11 protein-coding genes are annotated in these 17241 nt (G+C 69.2%); 1 reads left to right on the forward strand and 10 read right to left on the reverse strand.

Annotated features, from left to right (window positions below; all coding sequences use genetic code 11):
• Position 1: 1 nt before the first annotated feature.
• The 3 genes from ABTW72_RS09625 to ABTW72_RS09635 form a co-directional block, all read right to left on the reverse strand.
• Positions 2 to 1528: an alkaline phosphatase D family protein gene (locus tag ABTW72_RS09625; RefSeq protein WP_350856486.1), complete on the reverse strand. Its 1527-nt coding sequence runs from the start codon at positions 1526 to 1528 to the stop codon at positions 2 to 4.
• Positions 1529 to 1650: 122 nt separating this feature from the next.
• Positions 1651 to 2637, reverse strand: coding sequence for a TolB family protein (locus ABTW72_RS09630; protein WP_350856489.1), 987 nt, complete (start codon positions 2635 to 2637; stop codon positions 1651 to 1653).
• On the reverse strand, positions 2634 to 4007 hold the full coding sequence (locus ABTW72_RS09635; RefSeq protein ID WP_350856492.1) for an MFS transporter: 1374 nt from the start codon (positions 4005 to 4007) through the stop codon (positions 2634 to 2636). The genes ABTW72_RS09630 and ABTW72_RS09635 overlap by 4 nt, the downstream gene beginning before the upstream one ends.
• A gap of 139 nt (positions 4008 to 4146) precedes the next feature.
• Between ABTW72_RS09635 and ABTW72_RS09640 the strand changes: the two genes are divergently transcribed.
• Positions 4147 to 5526, forward strand: coding sequence for a CBM96 family carbohydrate-binding protein (locus ABTW72_RS09640; protein ID WP_350856494.1), 1380 nt, complete (start codon positions 4147 to 4149; stop codon positions 5524 to 5526).
• Between the two features lie 58 nt (positions 5527 to 5584).
• Here ABTW72_RS09640 and mmsB read toward each other — a convergent pair whose 3' ends face one another.
• The 7 genes from mmsB to araA form a co-directional block, all read right to left on the reverse strand.
• Complete coding sequence (gene mmsB, locus ABTW72_RS09645; RefSeq protein ID WP_124860737.1) at positions 5585 to 6835, reverse strand: multiple monosaccharide ABC transporter permease; 1251 nt, start codon at positions 6833 to 6835, stop codon at positions 5585 to 5587.
• A complete protein-coding gene (mmsA, locus tag ABTW72_RS09650; protein ID WP_350856497.1) occupies positions 6832 to 8370 on the reverse strand; it encodes a multiple monosaccharide ABC transporter ATP-binding protein in 1539 nt (512 codons plus the stop codon). The genes mmsB and mmsA overlap by 4 nt, the downstream gene beginning before the upstream one ends.
• 83 nt (positions 8371 to 8453) lie before the next feature.
• Positions 8454 to 9596 (reverse strand): multiple monosaccharide ABC transporter substrate-binding protein, encoded by a 1143-nt coding sequence (gene chvE, locus ABTW72_RS09655; protein ID WP_091401170.1) that lies wholly within the window; start codon positions 9594 to 9596, stop codon positions 8454 to 8456.
• 305 nt (positions 9597 to 9901) lie between these two features.
• Complete coding sequence (locus tag ABTW72_RS09660; protein WP_350856500.1) at positions 9902 to 11557, reverse strand: glycoside hydrolase family 27 protein; 1656 nt, start codon at positions 11555 to 11557, stop codon at positions 9902 to 9904.
• Between the two features lie 328 nt (positions 11558 to 11885).
• Positions 11886 to 12872, reverse strand: a complete 987-nt coding sequence (locus tag ABTW72_RS09665) for a LacI family DNA-binding transcriptional regulator (RefSeq protein ID WP_181539476.1) — start codon at positions 12870 to 12872, stop codon at positions 11886 to 11888.
• Positions 12873 to 13284: 412 nt separating this feature from the next.
• Positions 13285 to 15390: a family 43 glycosylhydrolase gene (locus tag ABTW72_RS09670; protein ID WP_350856503.1), complete on the reverse strand. Its 2106-nt coding sequence runs from the start codon at positions 15388 to 15390 to the stop codon at positions 13285 to 13287.
• Positions 15391 to 15728: 338 nt separating this feature from the next.
• Complete coding sequence (gene araA / locus ABTW72_RS09675) at positions 15729 to 17231, reverse strand: L-arabinose isomerase (protein WP_350856506.1); 1503 nt, start codon at positions 17229 to 17231, stop codon at positions 15729 to 15731.
• Positions 17232 to 17241: the final 10 nt, after the last annotated feature.

Below are 17241 nucleotides of genomic sequence, written 5' to 3' on the forward strand. Positions count from 1 at the left end.
CTTACCCGGCCTGCAGGCCGGGCTGGCCGTCGAGGATGACGAACGAGCGCACGGTGGACGCCGCCGCGCCATGCTCGGTCACGGTGTTCACCGCGCGGAAGTCCGCGCGGACCTGGCTGCGGCTGATGGTGGTACGGACGTAGCCGCGCCGGTCCGAGTAGAACTTCAGGTGCGGGTTGGCCGCCGCGTTCGGGACCGTCGTGCTGCCGCTGCCGTTGCCGGTGGAACTGATCGAGGTGCAGACCAGCTCGGTGCCGATGGTGGCCGAGGAGGGGTTGGCGTAGTCGGCCTTGAGATCGTTGGCCCACGACCGGTGCACGTCGCCGGTGAGCACCAGCGGGTTGCGCACCCCACGTTGCTGCCAGCCGGTCTGGATGCGGCTACGGGAGGCCCGGTAGCCGTCCCACGCGTCCATGCTCGTCGCCCCGTTCGCGTCGAGCTGCTGGGCGAAGAAGACCTGCTGGCCGAGGATGTCCCAGGTGCCGTAGCGCTGGGCCAACCCGTCGAGCAGCCACGCCTCCTGGGTGGCGCCGGTCAGCGACCGGGAGGCCAGGTCCGCGTCGGCGCAGACCTTCCAGCCGTCCCCGCAGGCCTGGTCGTCGCGGAACTGCCGGGTGTCGAGCATGTGGAAGGTGGCGAGTTGCCCCCACCGGACCCGCCGGTACAGCGGGATGCTGTTGCCGTTCGCGGCGGACGCGGGTCGCAGCGGCATGTTCTCGTAGTAGGCCCGGTACGCGGCGCTGCGCCGGGCGGTCCACTGGGCTGCGGTCAGCGTGGGGCTGCTGTCGTTGCGGACCATGTTGGCGTAGTTGTTCTCCACCTCATGGTCGTCCGGCACGACCAGCCAGGGTGCCGCCGCGTGGGCCGCCTGCAGGTCCGGGTCGGACTTGTACAGCGCGTACCGGCGGCGGTAGTCGGCCAGCGACACGATCTCGGCGCCGACGTGCTGCCGCACGCTGGAGCTGCCGACGCCGCCCTCGTAGATGTAGTCGCCGAGGTGCAGGATCAGGCCGGGGTTGTCCTCGGCCATCCGCCGGTACGCGGTGTAGTAGCCGGCCTCGTAGTGGGCGCAGGAGGCAAAGGCCATCACCAGGTCGCGGCCGAAGGCGCTGGGCGCCGGGGCCGTCCGGGTCCGCCCGACCGGCGAGATCTGACCCTGGGCCCGGAACCGGTAGTAGTAGTCGGAGTCGGCGGCGAGCCCGCCCGCGATGACGTGCACGGAGTGCGCGTCGGCGTACCGGGCGACCACCGAGCCAGAGGCGACCAGCGAGGTGAACCGGTCGGTGGTGGACACCTGCCACTCCACTGTCACGTCGGCGTTGGCCATGCCGCCCTGCCCGTCGGCGTTGAGCGGGGAGGGTGCCAGCCGGGTCCAGAGGACCACGCTGTCGGGCGCCGGGTCACCGGACGCCACACCGAGTTTGAAAGGGTACGGCACCGCGGCGCGGGCACCCTGGAGGGGTGTCACCGCGACTCCGGCGGTCGCCAGTCCACCGAGGACGAAAATACGACGGCTCAGCCTTGTCATGGTCAACAGCCTCGGGAACGTCGATGAACGGCGATGGCTGCGGGGCGGAATCCGACATGACGGGATGCTGTCCGCGCCAAGGCGTTCAGGTGTCCGGACCGCCGGGGCCGGGGGCCGGACCGTCAGGTGAGCGGCGACGGCGACTCGGCGCCGGGAATCACCAGCGTCGGTGTGCCGGACCCGTCCGCCGGGACGCTCCAGACGTCGGGCTGACCGTCGTCCCGACGCAGCGTGTAGGCCAGCTTCCCGTTGTCCAGCCACGCGGCCTGGTCATCGACGCTGCGGACCTCGGCGGTCGCGGTGACCCGCATGCTCGACAGGTCCAGGACCGACAGCCGCCAGCCCTTCGCCGGGTCGGCGTCGACCGCCTCCTTGAACGCGAGCCGGGTGCCGTCCGGTGACAGCGACGGGCACTCGACGTTCTCCTTCAGCGTCTCGACCGTACGGGCGGCGAGGTCACCCCGGACGAGGTACCTCTCACCCCCGGTCGCCATGGTCGCGTAGAAGCGGTTGTCGTCGGCGGTGAAGGTGACGCCCCAGTAGTTGACGTCCGCGTTGCGGTATCCCCGGCCGTCCCGGGTGATCGCGAACTCTTCGAGCGAGGCCACAGTGGTGCCGGTACGGGTGTCGAGGATCCCGGTGCGGGTGGAGAAGCCGCTGGAGGTGTACGAGTCGCCACCGACGAACGTCGTCCAGGAGACCATCCGGCCGGAGGCCGAGACCCGGGCCCGGTTCGGCAGCCCCGGCACACTGACCGCACGGGTCTCGCGCAACGTCGCGTCGAGCACGACGACCTGGTACGACCACGCGGTCTCCGGCTTCAGGCAGACCCCGGTGCCGGCCGCCGCGTACACCCGGAGGCATTCCAGGCCGGCGACGGTGCGCGGCCCGGCGGGGTCGGTCGCGGCGACGGTGGAGACGTGCCGATCGGTGATCGCCAGCAGACGTGGCCCGGGTGCCAGGGTGACCACCTGCTCGCCGCCGGCGGGAGGAGGCGGCGTCCGGGGAGCCTGCGCGGCCGTGGCGGCGTAGCCGGCTGCCACGGTGCCCAACAGCACGGCCGAGGCGACCACCACGCCGAGCTTCGCTCGGGTCGACATCGCGGTCATCGGGGCACCTTCCGGGTGGTGAGTCGGGACGGGGAGGCCAGCAGGAGCAGCGTGCCGACCAGGACGCCGGCGACGGCCACGGCCGCCGCGCGGATCGCGTTCTCCGGCCCCCACGCCTGCCAGGCCAGACCGAACAGCACGGAGGAGACGAGGTACGCGAGGGCCTGCCCGGTCTGCACCAACGCGATTCCGGTGGTCCGCAGACGCGCCGGCAGCACCGGACCGGCGAGCGCGATGAGCACGCCGTCGGTGGCCGCGTAGAAGGCGCCGTACAGCGTCAGCGCCAGGGCGATCAGCGGCCAACCGTCGACCGGGCCGGCCAGCAGCAGGTACGTCGCACCGAGGGCGGTGTAGCCGCCGATCACCACGGGCAGACGACCGATCCGGTCGGCGAGTACGCCGAGCGGGGCGGCGAGCAGAAGGTACGCCAGGCTGGTTCCCACCGCGAGCAGCGGGAACCAGCGCAGGCCGATGTCCATCCGGCGTTGCAGCAGCAGGTAGACGAAGCCGTCACCGATGGTGGCCAGCCCGAGCATCGCGGCGGCCAGTACCAGTCGCCGGGCCGGTCCGCCGCGCAGCAGCCCGAACGCCTCGCGGACGGAGACCTTCGGGTCGTTGGCCTCGTCCGCCGCCTCGCCGTCCGTCACCCCGCCGGGCGGCTGCTCCCGGACGAAGAGCACGAGCACCACGACGGCCAGGGCCGCGACGCAGAAGCTGGTGACGAAGACCGCGTCGTACGACTGCCCGACGAGCAGCAGGACCGCGAACGCGGCGAGTGGCCCGAGGAACGCGCCGACGCTGTCCATCGCCCGGTGCACCCCGAACGCCCGACCCAGCGCCTCGGGTGGCGTGGAGAGCGTGATCAGCGCGTCGCGCGGCGCGCTCCGCACCCCCTTGCCGATCCGGTCGACGGCGATGACGGCGCCGATCGCCGGGATCGACCGACCGGCGAGCAGCAGCCCGAGCTTCGCGACCGCCGAGAGCGCGTACCCGACGCCGGCGATCAGCTTGCGCCGCCGGAACCGGTCGGCGGCGAAACCACCGACGACGCGCAGCAGCGCGGTGGCGCCGGTGTGGACGCCGTCCAGCACGCCGAAGGCCACCGGGCTGAGGTGCAGGCCCAGCACCAGATAGAGCGGCAGGACCGCGGCCACCATCTCGGCCGACACGTCGGTGATCAGACTGACCGTGCCGAGCGCGACGACGTTGCCGCTGACCATCGCGAATCGGCGGCGTCGGGGCCCCGACCCGGGTTGGTCGGCGACCGGTCGGGAGACGGTCGACAGGTACACGAGCATCTCCTCTGAGCGGTCGACGGGCAGCCATCGTCCGTACTCGGTGGAGGTGGCACAACGGACCGCGGGTGGCATCCGGGCGAGGGTCGGGTGAACGAGCTTCCAACACCGAGGTGTTCGCCTGCCGGGACGCGATGTTCATCCGCCCGTCGCCCGCCGGCTCATCGACCTTCCTACATTCCTTGCGCTCTTCCCACGAGGTAAGGAGTCCTGGATGGACATGCGATTCCCCCGTCCGTCGGTGACGCTGGGGGTGGTCACGGTGATCGTCGCCGCGACCGCCGCCGTCGTCGTGACCGGCGCTGGCGCGGCGTCGGCGGCGAGCGTGACCTTCACGCCGGTCGCCGACACCTACGTCCAGAGCGACGCGGCCGCCACCAACTACGGCACGTCCACGCAGGTAGTGGTCGACAACTCGCCCGTACGGCGCTCGTTCCTCCGCTTCACCGTGAGCGGTGTCAGCGGCACGGTGACCAGCGCCAAGCTGCGACTGCGCACGATCAGCGGCAACAGCGGCAGCGACGCCGGTGGCACGTTCCGCCGGATGTCCAACACGACCTGGTCGGAGACCGGCACCACCTGGAACAACCAGCCGACCATCGACGGGGCCACGCTCGGCACGATCGGCGCGGTCAGCGGCAACACCTGGTACGAGGTCGACGTCACCGCCGCGGTCACCGGCAACGGCACGTACAGCTTCGGCGCCACCTCGACCAGCGGCGACGGCGCCTACTACGACACCCGCGAGAGTGGCGCCGACGCTCCGCAACTGGTGGTCACCACCGGGACCACCACGCCACCCTCGTCGGGCGACCCGGTGTTCGTCGGTGCCGGCGACATCGCCGACTCGGGCTCCGGTGACAGCGCCACCGCGACGCTGCTCGACAGCATCCCGGGGACGGTCTTCACCACCGGCGACAACGTCTACGACAGCGGGACGGCGTCGCAGTTCACCAGCTACTACGAGCCCACCTGGGGTCGGCACAAGTCCCGCACCCGCCCGTCGCCGGGAAACCACGACTACAACACGTCGGGCGCGAGCGGCTACTACAACTACTTCGGTACGTCGGCCGGCCCGAGCGGTCGCGGGTACTACTCGTTCGACCTCGGCAACTGGCACGTCGTGTCGCTGAACTCGAACATCAGCATGTCGGCCGGCTCGACGCAGGAGCAGTGGCTGCGCGCGGACCTGGCCGCCAGCAGCAAGCCGTGCACGATCGCGTACTGGCACCACCCGCTGTTCACGTCCAGCTCCAACCACGCGCCGTCGACGTCGACGCGTCCGCTGTACCAGGCCCTCTACGACTACAACGCCGACGTCGTGGTGTGGGGGCACAACCACGTCTACGAGCGGTTCGCCCCGATGAACCCGGCCGGTGGCGCCGACTCCAGCCGTGGTCTGCGCAGCTTCGTCGCCGGGATGGGCGGCGCCGGCCACTACGGCTTCGGCACCATCCAGCCCAACAGCGAGGCGCGTAACAGCTCGGCGTGGGGCGTCCTGAAGTTCACCCTGCACTCCAACAGCTACGACTGGCAGTTCGTACCGGTCGCCGGCCAGACCTACACCGACAGCGGCACCACCACCTGCCACTGACGCACGCGTGCCCCCTGTCCGCGAGGCGGGCAGGGGGCACGTGCGTACCGGCCGAGCGTCAGCGGGCCGTGCCGGCGCGACGCTTGTTGTAGACGTCGAAGGCGACCGCGACGAGCAGGACGAGACCCTTCACCACCGACTGGGTCGACTGGTCGATGCCCATCAGCTGCATGCCGTTGCTCATCACCGCCATGATCAGACCACCGACCATCGCGCCCACCACGGTGCCCACGCCACCGGTGACCGCCGCGCCGCCGATGAAGGCCGCGGCGATCGCGTCCAGCTCGAACATGTTGCCGGCGGCGGGCTGGGCGCCGTTCGACCGCGACGAGTAGATGACGCCGGCCACCGCCGCCAGGAAGCCCATGTTGACGAACATCCAGAAGTTGACGGTGCGGACCTTCACCCCGGACAGCGCCGCCGCCGACAGGTTGCCGCCGATCGCGTAGACCTGGCGACCGAAGACGGTACGCCGGGTGAGCAGGCCGTAGACCAGCACCAGGACCGCCAGGATGATCAGCACGATCGGCAGCCCTCGGGCGTGCGCCAGCTGCCAGGCGAAGTACATGAGGACCGCGCCGACCAGCACGACCCGGGCGACGAAGAGCGGGAACGACTCGACGGGCTGCTGGTAGCGGATCCGCGCCACGCGGGTGCGGAAGCCGCTGACCGCGTAGCCGGCCACGGCGATGGCGCCGATCAGCAGCGTGAAGGCGTCGAAGCCCTGCCCACCGAGCAGGCCGTTGAGGAAGCCCGCCGCGACCTGCTGGTACTCGGACGGGAACGGCGACAGCGAGATGTTGTCGAGCACCCGCAGGGTCAGACCCCGGAACAGCAGCATGCCGGCCAGGGTCACGATGAAGGCCGGAATGCCGGCGTACGCCACCCAGAACCCGTGCCACGCGCCGACCGCGACGCCGACGACCAGCGCGGCCACGACGCCGATCCACCAGGGATGGCCCTGCTGGATCACCAGGACGGCCGAGACCGCTCCGGTGAGCGCGACGACCGATCCGACCGACAGGTCGATGTGCCCGCCGATGATCAGGATGACCATCCCGATCGCGAGGACCAGGATGTACGAGTACTGGAGAACGATGTTGGTGATGTTGCCGGGGCTCAGCAGCACCCCGTCGGTCAGGACCGCGAAGAGCGCGACGATGACGACCAGGGCGACGTAGATCCCGCTCTGCCGCAGGTTGTTCAACACCAGCGCCCGCAGGTCGTTCGTCCCGCTGTGCAGGGCGGCGGCGGGCGGGCTGTCCGGGGGCGTGGGGTGCTCCGTCGAAGGGGTCTTGATGCTGGTCATCCGACGAGCTCCTTGTCCTTGGTCATCAGCTCCATGAGACTCTCCTGAGTCGCCTCGGCCACCGGCATCTCGCCGGTGATCCGGCCGGCGGCGAGGGTGTAGATGCGGTCGCACATTCCGAGCAGCTCCGGCAGCTCCGAGGAGATGACGATCACCGCCTTACCGGCAGCCACCAGCCGGTTGATGATCGTGTAGATCTCGTACTTGGCGCCGACGTCGATGCCGCGGGTGGGCTCGTCGAGGATCAGCACGTCCGGGTCGGTGAACAGCCACTTCGACAGGACGACCTTCTGCTGGTTGCCGCCGGAGAGTTTGCCGACCACCGCCATGACGCTCGGCGTCCGGATGTTCATCTCCTTGCGGCTGGCCTCGGCAACCTTGATCTCCTCGTTGCCGTTAACCCAGCCCAGACGGGACAACCGGTCCAACGCGGCGGCGGACACGTTGCGCCGCACGTCGTCGATGAGGTTGAGGCCGTAGCGCTTGCGGTCCTCGGTGACGTAGGCGATGCCGTTGTCGATCGCCTCGGCGACGGTGCGTGCCTGCACCTCCCGCCCGTGGACGAAGAGTCGGCCCCGGATGTCGCGCCCGTAGGACCGACCGAACACGCTCATGGCCAGCTCTGTCCGCCCGGCCCCCATGAGGCCCGCGATGCCGACGACCTCACCGGCGCGTACGGACAGCCCGACGCCCTCGACGACCATGCGGTCCTGGACCGGATGGCGCACCGTCCAGTCCTCGATGCGCAGGACCTCGTCACCGGGGGACGACTCGCGGTCGGGGTAGAAGCTGTCCAGGTCGCGCCCGACCATGCCCCGGATGATCCGCTGCTGGGTCACCTCGTCGGACCGCATGTCGAGGGTCTCCACCGCGCGCCCGTCACGGATGACCGTGGTCGAGTCGGCGATGGCGGTGATCTCGTTGAGCTTGTGCGAGATCATGATGCAGGTGATGCCCTGCTCCTTGAGGGCCCGCAACAGGTCGAGCAGGTGCGCCGAGTCGATGTCGTTGAGCGCGGCGGTCGGCTCGTCCAGGATGAGCAGGCGCACCTTCTTCGACAGCGCCTTGGCGATCTCCACGAGCTGCTGCTTGCCGACGCCGAGCTGGATGACCGGGGTGACCGGGTTCTCGTGCAGCCCGACGGACGCCAGCAGCTTCGCCGCTTCGGCGTTGGCGAAGTTCCAGTCGATGAGCCCGCTGCGGCCGCGACGCTCGTTGCCGAGGAAGATGTTCTCCGCGATCGACAGGTACGGCACCAGGGCGAGCTCCTGGTGGATGATGACGATGCCGTTGGCCTCGCTGTCGCGGATGCCACGGAACTGCATCGGCTTGCCGTCGAAGAGGATCTCGCCGTCGTACGAGCCGGACGGGTAGACGCCGGACAGCACCTTCATCAGGGTGGACTTGCCGGCGCCGTTCTCACCACAGATGGCGTGGATCTCCCCGCGGCGCACTGCGAGGTTGACGTCCTCCAGCGCGGTCACGCCGGGAAAGGTCTTGGTGATGCGACGCATCTCGAGGATGGTGTCGTCCATGGTCACTGTCCTCCGTCAGGTCTGGACGTGGTACGCGCCCAGGCGTCGGGCCCGGCGGGTGACCGCCGGGCCCGACGAGTGGCTTACTTCTTGGCCTGACCGGCGGCGACCTCTTCCGCCGTCCAGTAGCCGGAGTCGATCAGCGTCGCCTTGATGTCGTCCTTGTAGACGGTCGCGATCGGCAGCAGGTACGCCGGGACGACCTTGACGCCGTTGTTGTACGTCTGGGTGTCGTTGGCCTGCGGCTGCTTCTTCTGCAGGAACGCCTCGGCCGCGTTCACGGCCTGCTCGGCCAGCAGCCGGGTGTCCTTGAAGACCGTGGAGCTCTGCACCCCGTCGTTGATCAGCTTGATCGAGGCGATCTCCGCGTCCTGGCCGGTCACCACCGGGAGCTTCTTCGCGCCCTTGCCGTAGCCGGCGTTCTGCAGGGCGGTGATGATGCCGCGGGAGATGCCGTCGTACGGCGAGAGCACGCCGTCGACCTTCGAGCCGTCGTTGTAGCTGGAGGTGAGCAGGTTCTCCATCCGCTTCTGCGCGGTCTCCTGCTGCCAGCGCAGGATGGCTACCTGCTCGGGGGTGGTCTGCTTGGACTTGACGACCAGCGTGCCGTTCTCGATGAACGGCTTCAGCGTGTCCATCGCGCCGCCGAAGAAGTACTGGGTGTTGTTGTCATCCAGCGACCCGGCGAAGAGCTCGACGTTCAGCGGCCCCTTGGCCGTGCCCTTCGAGCCGTCCTTGTTCAGCAGGCCGAGACCGACCAGCAGCGCGGTGCCCTGGGCGACGCCAACCTTGTAGTTGTCGAAGCTGACGTAGAAGTCGACGTCCTTGCTGCCACGGATCAGCCGGTCGTAGGAGATGACCGGGATCTTCGCGGCCGCGGCGGCCTGCAGCTGGCTGCTGAGCGCGGTGCCGTCGATCGCCGCGAGGACCAGAACGTCGGCACCCTGGGTGATCATCTGGTCGACCTGCTGCGACTGCGTGGGGATGTCGTCGCCGGCGTACTGGAGGTCGACCTTGTAGCCCTTGGCCTCGAGCTTCGACTTCACCGCGTTGCCGTCGGCGATCCACCGCTCCGACGTCTGGGTCGGCATCGAGACACCGATGGTCAGATCGCTGGGCTTCTCGTCGCCGGACTTTTCACCGCTGCCCGCACCCCCGCCGCTGCACGCCGCCAAACTCAGCGCCAGTGCGGCGCCGCCGAGAGCAACCAGGAATTTCCTGCCCACGGGCTTCTCCTCTCTGGACTCCCCCGCCGACTGCCGGGGCCAAGTGTCATCTTTCGGGTAGTGTTAGCGCTCACATAGATTGCGTCAACACCAGAGCCGAAATACCGGTGTCACGGTCTCGTAACGGAGCATCCAGGCGAGCGTAGCCATGTGGCCGATCCACCGGAAGGGCAGGACGCGGCGACTCAGCGTGGTCGTCCGCAGCACTCTACAGACCGATGCCCGCGGACGACGGCTGTCGTCCGCGGGCATCGGCATCACGCCGGATCAGGTGGGTCGCCGCGACCTCGGCGGTCGGCTGTCGGCTACCGCTGCGACCACCGCTGGTTCGCCGCCCCGGTGCAGGTCCAGAGGAGCACCGTGGTGCCGTTGGCAGTCCCGTTGTTGTTGACGTCCAGGCACAGCCCCGACTGGGCGTTGCTGATCGTGCCGTTGGCGTTGACCGCCCACTGCTGGTTGGTCCCGCCGTTGCAGTCCCAGATCTGCACCTTGGCACCGGCCGCGGCGTTCAGCGGCGCGTCCAGGCACTTGCCCAGGGCCTGCAGGGTCTGACCGCTCCTGGTCCAGCGCTGGTTGGCGGCGCCGTTGCAGTCCCAGATGACCGGCTGCGTGCCGTTGGTCGTGTTGCTGTTCGGCACGTCGAGGCAGCGGCCGGAGGCGGCGCTGGCGTACGCACTCGACGTGGTGGGCGGCGGCGTCGTCGGAGGAGTCGTCCCGCCACCGCTGACCCGGTACACCACGGTGCCGTGCGCGGGGACGCTGGCGCTGATGGTCCCGCTGCTGGAGCTGGTGCCACCGGTCCACGCGTCCACCAGCGTGAACGACGAGCCGGACTTGCCGATGGCCGCGGCCGTGGTCGAGATCGTCGTCGTCGAGCCGCCCTGGTTGAACAGGGCCACGGCGACGTCACCGTTGGCGAGCCGCTTGGCCAGCACCCGACGCGTGCCGTCGAACGACACCTGCGTCCCCTGCAACCCGAGCGAGTCCTGGTTGATCGCGATCAGGTTCGCGTTCTTGAGGATCGTCTGCGTCGCGGCGTTCATGTTCCGCACGTCGTTGCCGGCGATCAGCGGAGACGCCATGATCGCCCACATCGCGAAGTGACTGCGCATCTCCGTATCGTTCATGCCGCCGCGGCCGACCTCCATCATGTCGGGGTCGTTGAACCCACCCGGCCTCGCGTAGGACGCCAGCGGAACGGTCACGTTGATGATGTTCTGGATGCCCATCGGGTAGCCGTTGCTCTGGCCGGTGTCCCACGCATTGGTGATGTCCTCGGTGGTTCGCCACATGTTCGCCACGTCGCCCCAGTTGCGCTGCGGGCCGGTCTTGGCGTGGATGCTGTTCGGGTTGATGCTGTAGACGATCGGTCGACCGGTGGCGGCCAGCGCGTCACGCATCTTGGCGAAGGTGGCCACCTGGTCGTTGATGCTGCCCTCCGGCGAGCACCAGTCGTACTTGAGGAAGTCGACACCCCAGGCGGCGAACTGGCGCGCGTCCTGCACCTCGTGGCCACGGCTGCCCGTCGCGCCGGGGTAGGAGCCGAAGTACTGCGCGCAGGTCTTGTCGACCGGCACCTGGTAGAGGCCGAACTTCAGGTTCCGGGCGTGCAGGTAGTCGCCGAGCGCCTTCATCCCGCTGGGGAACCGGCCGGGGTCACCCTGGATGTTGCCGGAGCTGTCCCGGTTGGGGTTGAACCAGCAGTCGTCGACAACGACGTAGTTGTAGCCCAGGTCCCGCATGCCGCTGCTGACGATCGCATCCGCCGTCTGCCGGATCAGCGCCTCGTTGATGTTGCAGCCGAACGAGTTCCACGAGTTCCAACCCATGGGGGGAGTGCGCGCCACGCCGTTGTCCAGTGCCTGCGCCGTCGGGGCGCGAAGGCCGACCAGCGCACCGGCGAGCAGAATTCCGGCCGCCAGTACGCTCCCCCAGCGACGACCTCGGGTATTGCGGTTCATCGAGCCTCCTTGTCGGTGACGCCCGCCCGTGATTACGATCTCTGGTCGGTACGCCGATAGTTGGACGCCAATTTTTGTTAGCGTTAACAGAGACGCCCATCATGTTACGGCGACATTTCACGAGGTTCAATACCTTCACCGCGTCGTATCGCTTGGCATCGATTGGTCACGCTGCGCAACGCATCGAGTCGCGTCTTATCGAGCGAGGAAGCCGAAAATTGGCGTGCTCCGGCGCGGGCCCGCACCCGCGTGCACCGCTGGGGCAGAGAGCGGCGGCGGGGCCGCTCCCCGCACTACGCGGGGTGCGACCTCCGGTCGGTCCGACCCGTCAGCGACGAGGTGGAGCGACGCTCTCGCGGGCCACCAGAGCGGGGGCGATGGTCTGCCGCAGCGCCCCACCGGTGCCCGACTCGATCTGGGACAGCAGCATCTGCAGGCTCGCTCGCGCCACCGCGTCGAAGTCCGGTCGGACGGTGGTCAGCGGCGGAATGAAGTACGCCGCCTCCGGCACGTCGTCGAAGCCGACCACGCTGATCTCGTGCGGCACCCGTCGACCGAACTCGTGCAGCGCCCGCAGCACGCCCAGCGCGAGATGGTCGTTGGCGGTGAAGACGGCGGTGACCTCCGGCATCCGCGCCAACATCTGCCCGCACCGGTAACCCGACGCCGCGGACCAGTCCCCCGGCATCGGCGGCGGCGGATCCAACCCGGCGGCCAGCAGCGCCTGCCGCCAGCCGTCGATCCGACCCACGCTGTCGAACCAGTCGGTCGGCCCGGAGACGTGCCAGACGGTGCGGTGCCCGGCGTCGAGCAGATGTTGCGTCGCCGCCCGGGCGCCGGCCACCTGGTCGACAGTCACCAACGGCACCGGCCGGCTCGGGTCGCCGTCGACCGTGACCAGCGGGACATCCTTGGGCAGGCGCTCCAGCGCCTCACCGGCCGACTCGACCGGGGCGATGACCACGATGCCGGCGACCCGATGCGACAGATGCCGTTCGACGGCCGCCGAGATGGAGCGGTGGTCCAGGTTTCGCACGCTGCCGACGCTGACCGCGAACCCCTCTTCGGCGGCGGTCTGCTCCAGGGCGGCCAGCAGCGACGCCGGACCGTAGAGCGTCGTGTTCTGCGCGACCACACCGATGACCTGCGATCGACCGGTCACCAGAGCGCGTGCCGCGCCGTTGGGGCGGTAGCCGAGTTCGGCGATCGCCGCGCGTACCCGAAGCCGGGTCTGCTCACGGACGTTGGGATGCCCGTTGAGCACCCGCGACACCGTCTGATGGGAGACACCGGCGAGACGAGCAACGTCCGTCATCGCGGGACCGTGGACGGCCATTTCACTCCCCCCGCTACATCTCCGGCCCGCGGCCCGTCGACGTCGACTGGAGCGGCCCGGCCCGATCCCCCTCGCTCAGTCACCACGCCGGTGCTGAATCCCAGGTGACCAGCGCTGGATCGCCGACAGTCTACGCCAGCAACGGCCCCGAACACGGCACGGCTCTGCGGAGGCCGCTCCACGCGCCGATGCCGTACGACGCGACGCCCGTCCGGAGTCACCAACCAACGGGTACGGCACACGGTCCCGATGTCATGCGCCGGCCTGCCCTCGCTCCTGGACAGAGCGTGGAACAGGCCGGCGAGGACCTGACGCGGTGGCGCGGACTTCGCATGCCGCCAGGGCTGCGTCGCCAGCGCCACCGGTCAGAGCGATCGTCGTGTGACCGGCGTCACGGGGTGGTCAGGTCGAACCGCCGCACGGTGACCGCGCCACCGAGCGACTGCGTCGCGTGGTTGAAGATGGCAAATCGGTAGCCCATGAAGAACTGCCAGTTGTTCGCCAGCGTCAGGGCGTTGCCGAACGAGGTGAAGTTCACCCCGTCGGTGCTGTACGAGAAACGGGCCTGTCGGCCGGAGCCGGGCCTGATGTCGGCGTTGGCGCGCAACCAGATCCGGCCACCGGAGACGGCGGTGCTCGCCACCTCGCTGCCGGTGCTGGTGGTGTTCCAGCTGCCGTCCATCGTCAGCCCGTTCTGCATGACCAGCCTGGTGGACCCGTTGTCCCGTCGGACTCCGATCCAGGCCGACGAGTTGCGTAGGACCGCCAGGCCGGTGCGGTCACCATCGCGCATGGTGGAGTAGTCCAACTCGATCGTCGCGGTCGAGGTGGGGCCCTGGATGCGGTGGGTCAGCGTGTTGCGCGCCTTGTACAGGTCGCCGGTGACGGTGGCGGTCTGCAGGTTCAGCCCGTTGTTCACCGACCACTTGCTGTTGTCCGGGTTGTGGTTCCACTCCCACTGCGGGCCGAGGGTGGTGCCGGCGAACGTGTCGGTGCCGGTGAGCGGCTTGACCGCCCGGGGCGGCGCGGGCAGGTTCGGCTTCGGGTACGAACTGCCCCAGGTGCCGTTGACCGTCTGCAGCACCGGCCAGCCGTCGCCGGTCCAGGTGATCGGGGCCATGGCCGGCATCCGGCCACCGGGGTACGCGTCGACGAAGGACATGTAGTACCAGTCGCCGTTCTGGGTCTGCACCAGCCCACCCTGGTGGGGCACACCGCCACCGGAGATCGGGCCGGGCAGGTTGAGCAGCACCTGCCGCTGCTCGTACGGGCCGAACGGGCCGTTCGTCGACTTCAGCACGTACTGGCCGTTGGCGGGGCGGGTGAGCCAGATGTAGTAGGCGCCGTTGCGCTTGTAGAAGCGGGCGCCCTCCAGCGTCCCGATGCTCGACGGCGTCTGGTACACCTGCTGGGCGCGGACCTGGGACTTCCCGTCCGCGGACAGCTGCGCCACGCTGATGGTGCCGTTGCCGTACGCCACGTACATGGTGTCGTTGTCGTCGATCAGCATCCCCGCGTCGTAGTAGCAGTTGGGGATGGTGGTGTGCTTGCTCCAGGTGCCGTCGACGGCGGACGCCGTGTAGATGTGGGTCTGCGCGAAGTCGATGCACCCGGCCCAGTAGTACGTCCGGTTGCTCGGCCGGTAGTTCAGCGTCGACGCCCAGATGCCGTCGACGTAGGCGTTACCACCGCTCATGTCGTACTTCGAGCCGAAGTCGAGTCGAGGCACGGAGTGACCGGCGAACTCCCAGTTCACCAGGTCGTACGAGCGCAGGACCGGCGCGCCAGGCGAGTAGTGCATGGTGGACGCCGACATGTAGTAGGCGTTGTCCACCCGGATGATGTCGACGTCGGCGAAGTCCTGCCAGACCACCGGGTTCGAGTACGTGCCGTTCGACGGGGGTGGCGTCGTGGGGTCGGTCCCGCCGTCGACGCGGACGAGCTGCCACTGCTGGTTGGTGCCGTTCCAGTCGTCGTACTGCACGATGTTGCCGCCGTCGGCGGTCGAGGCGCCCTGCACCTCCATCACCTTGTTGCTGTTCCGGTTGATCAACCGGACGTAGCCGCCGTCCGAGTCGGCCAGCCGGAACTGCTGGTTGGTGCCGTTGAGGTCACTCCACTGCACGATGCTGCCACCGTTGGCGGTCGAGAAGCCCGAGACGTCCAGCACCTTGCCCGACAACCGCGACTTGAGTCGGTAGTAGCCACCTCCGGAGTCCACGAACTGCCACTGCTGCTGGTTGCCGTTGTTACGCGTCCACTGGGTGATCCGCGCACCGTCGTTCGTAGCCAGGTTGTACACGTCCACGGCCTTGCCACTGTTGCGGTTCACCAACACGTACCAGGCGCTGGTGTCGACGGTGGCCGCCGACGCGGGCGACGCGGCGACGGCAGCAGCCGCGCCACCGACCACCAGCACCATCGCGGCGACGGCGAGTCTCGACAGCCACCCGCGCCGTCGTGGCGCACCCCGGGGAACCCGACCGATGGAAAGCATGATCCTCCTCTGCTGACGCGAACCGTGCGGTCTGGGTCGGCGTCCGCGGCACCGGGCGGGGCACCGAGCTGACCACGCCCGGCCATGTGATCGCTAACACCGATCGCCCGACCGTCGCGGTGACGAGGTGCCGAAACCGCGGGGGTAGGACGTGCGCGCGGCCGGACCAGCCAACGACATCGACCATCTTGGTTATAGACTGTGAGCGATAACATGCTGTTAGTCAAGGCGTAACACAACCGCCTCGTGGCCCCGGCTGGCGCACACGCGAACGGGTGGCCCACCCCCGCCCGCAGGCAGGGGTGGACCACCCGTTTGGTGCGGTCCGACCGCGCGAATCAGAAGCCGCGGGCCAGCCGGTAGTAGGCCTGGTTCCAGCGCAGCTCGTCGGCGAAGCGGCGGGGCTCCGTGGCGGCGTCGATGACGACGAGTTCGGTGCGGCTCATCTCCGCCAGGTCGTGCAGCTCCTCCACGCCCACCGCCTGCGACAGCACGGTGTGGTGCGGCGCGCCCGCGGTGATCCACGCCTCGGCCGAGACCGGCAGGTCGGGGCGCGGACGCCAGACGGCACGGGCAACCGGCAACCGGCGCAGCGGCTGCGGCGGCGCCACCACGTCGATCTCGTTCGCCACCAACCGGAAACGCTCCCCCATGTCGGCCAGCCCGAGCACCACGGCCGGACCGGGCGCGGCGTCGAACACCAGCCGGACCGGGTCCTCCCGGCCACCGATGCTCAGCGGATGGATCTCCACATTGGGCACGCCGGAGGCGATCGTCGGGCAGACCTCCAGCATGTGGGCGCCGAGCACCACCTCGTTGCCCGGGGTGAGGTCGTAGGTGTAGTCCTCCATGAACGACGTGCCGCCGCTCACGCCCACCGACATCGCCTTGAGGGTGCGGACCAGGACCGAGGTCTTCCAGTCGCCCTCACCGCCGAAGCCGTAGCCGTCCGCCATCAGCCGCTGCACGGCGATGCCCGGCAGCTGACGCAGCCCCCCGAGGTCCTCGAAATTCGTCGTGAAGGCCCGGAACCCGCCCGCGTCCAGGAAGGCGCGCATGCCCAACTCCACCCGCGCGGCGTACCGCAGCGAGTCGTGTTGCTCGCCGCCGGGCAGCAGCTCGCCGACGATGCGGTAGGTGTCCTCGTACTCCTTGACCAGGTCGTCCACCTGCGCGTCGGTGACCTCGCCGACCACCTCGACCAGGTCGTTGACGCCGTAGGTGTTGACCGAGACTCCGAACCGCAGCTCGGCCTCGACCTTGTCGCCCTCGGTCACCGCGACGTCGCGCATGTTGTCACCGAAGCGGGCCAGGCGCAGCGACCGCATCGCCGACCAGCCCAGCGCGGCGCGGGCCCACGCCCCGATCCGAGTGGTCACCCGCGGGTCGCTGACGTGCCCGGCCACCGTCTTTCGGGCCACACCGAGACGCGTCTGGATGTACCCGAACTCACGGTCGCCGTGGGCGGCCTGGTTCAGGTTCATGAAGTCCATGTCGATGTCGTTCCACGGCAGCAGAACGTTGGCCTGGGTGTGCAGGTGCAGCAGCGGTGTCTGCAACGCGTCCAGACCGGAGATCCACATCTTGGCCGGTGAGAACGTGTGCATCCAGGCGATGACCCCGACGGCACCCTGAGCGGCGGCGTCCCGGCAGACCTGCAGGATCTCACCGCTGTTGGTCAGGACGGGCTTCCAGACCACGCGGGCGGGAATCTGCGGCGAGTCGTCGAGTGCGGCCGCGATCTGGCGAGACTGCTCGGCCACCTGGCGGAGCGTCTCCTCGCCGTACATGCCTTGGCTGCCGGTGAGGAACCAGATCTCGGGTTCGGTGTGTGGTGCCATGGAGTTGCCT

It is taken from the genome of Micromonospora sp. NPDC127501 (genome assembly GCF_040302185.1).
Lineage (GTDB): Bacteria > Actinomycetota > Actinomycetes > Mycobacteriales > Micromonosporaceae > Micromonospora.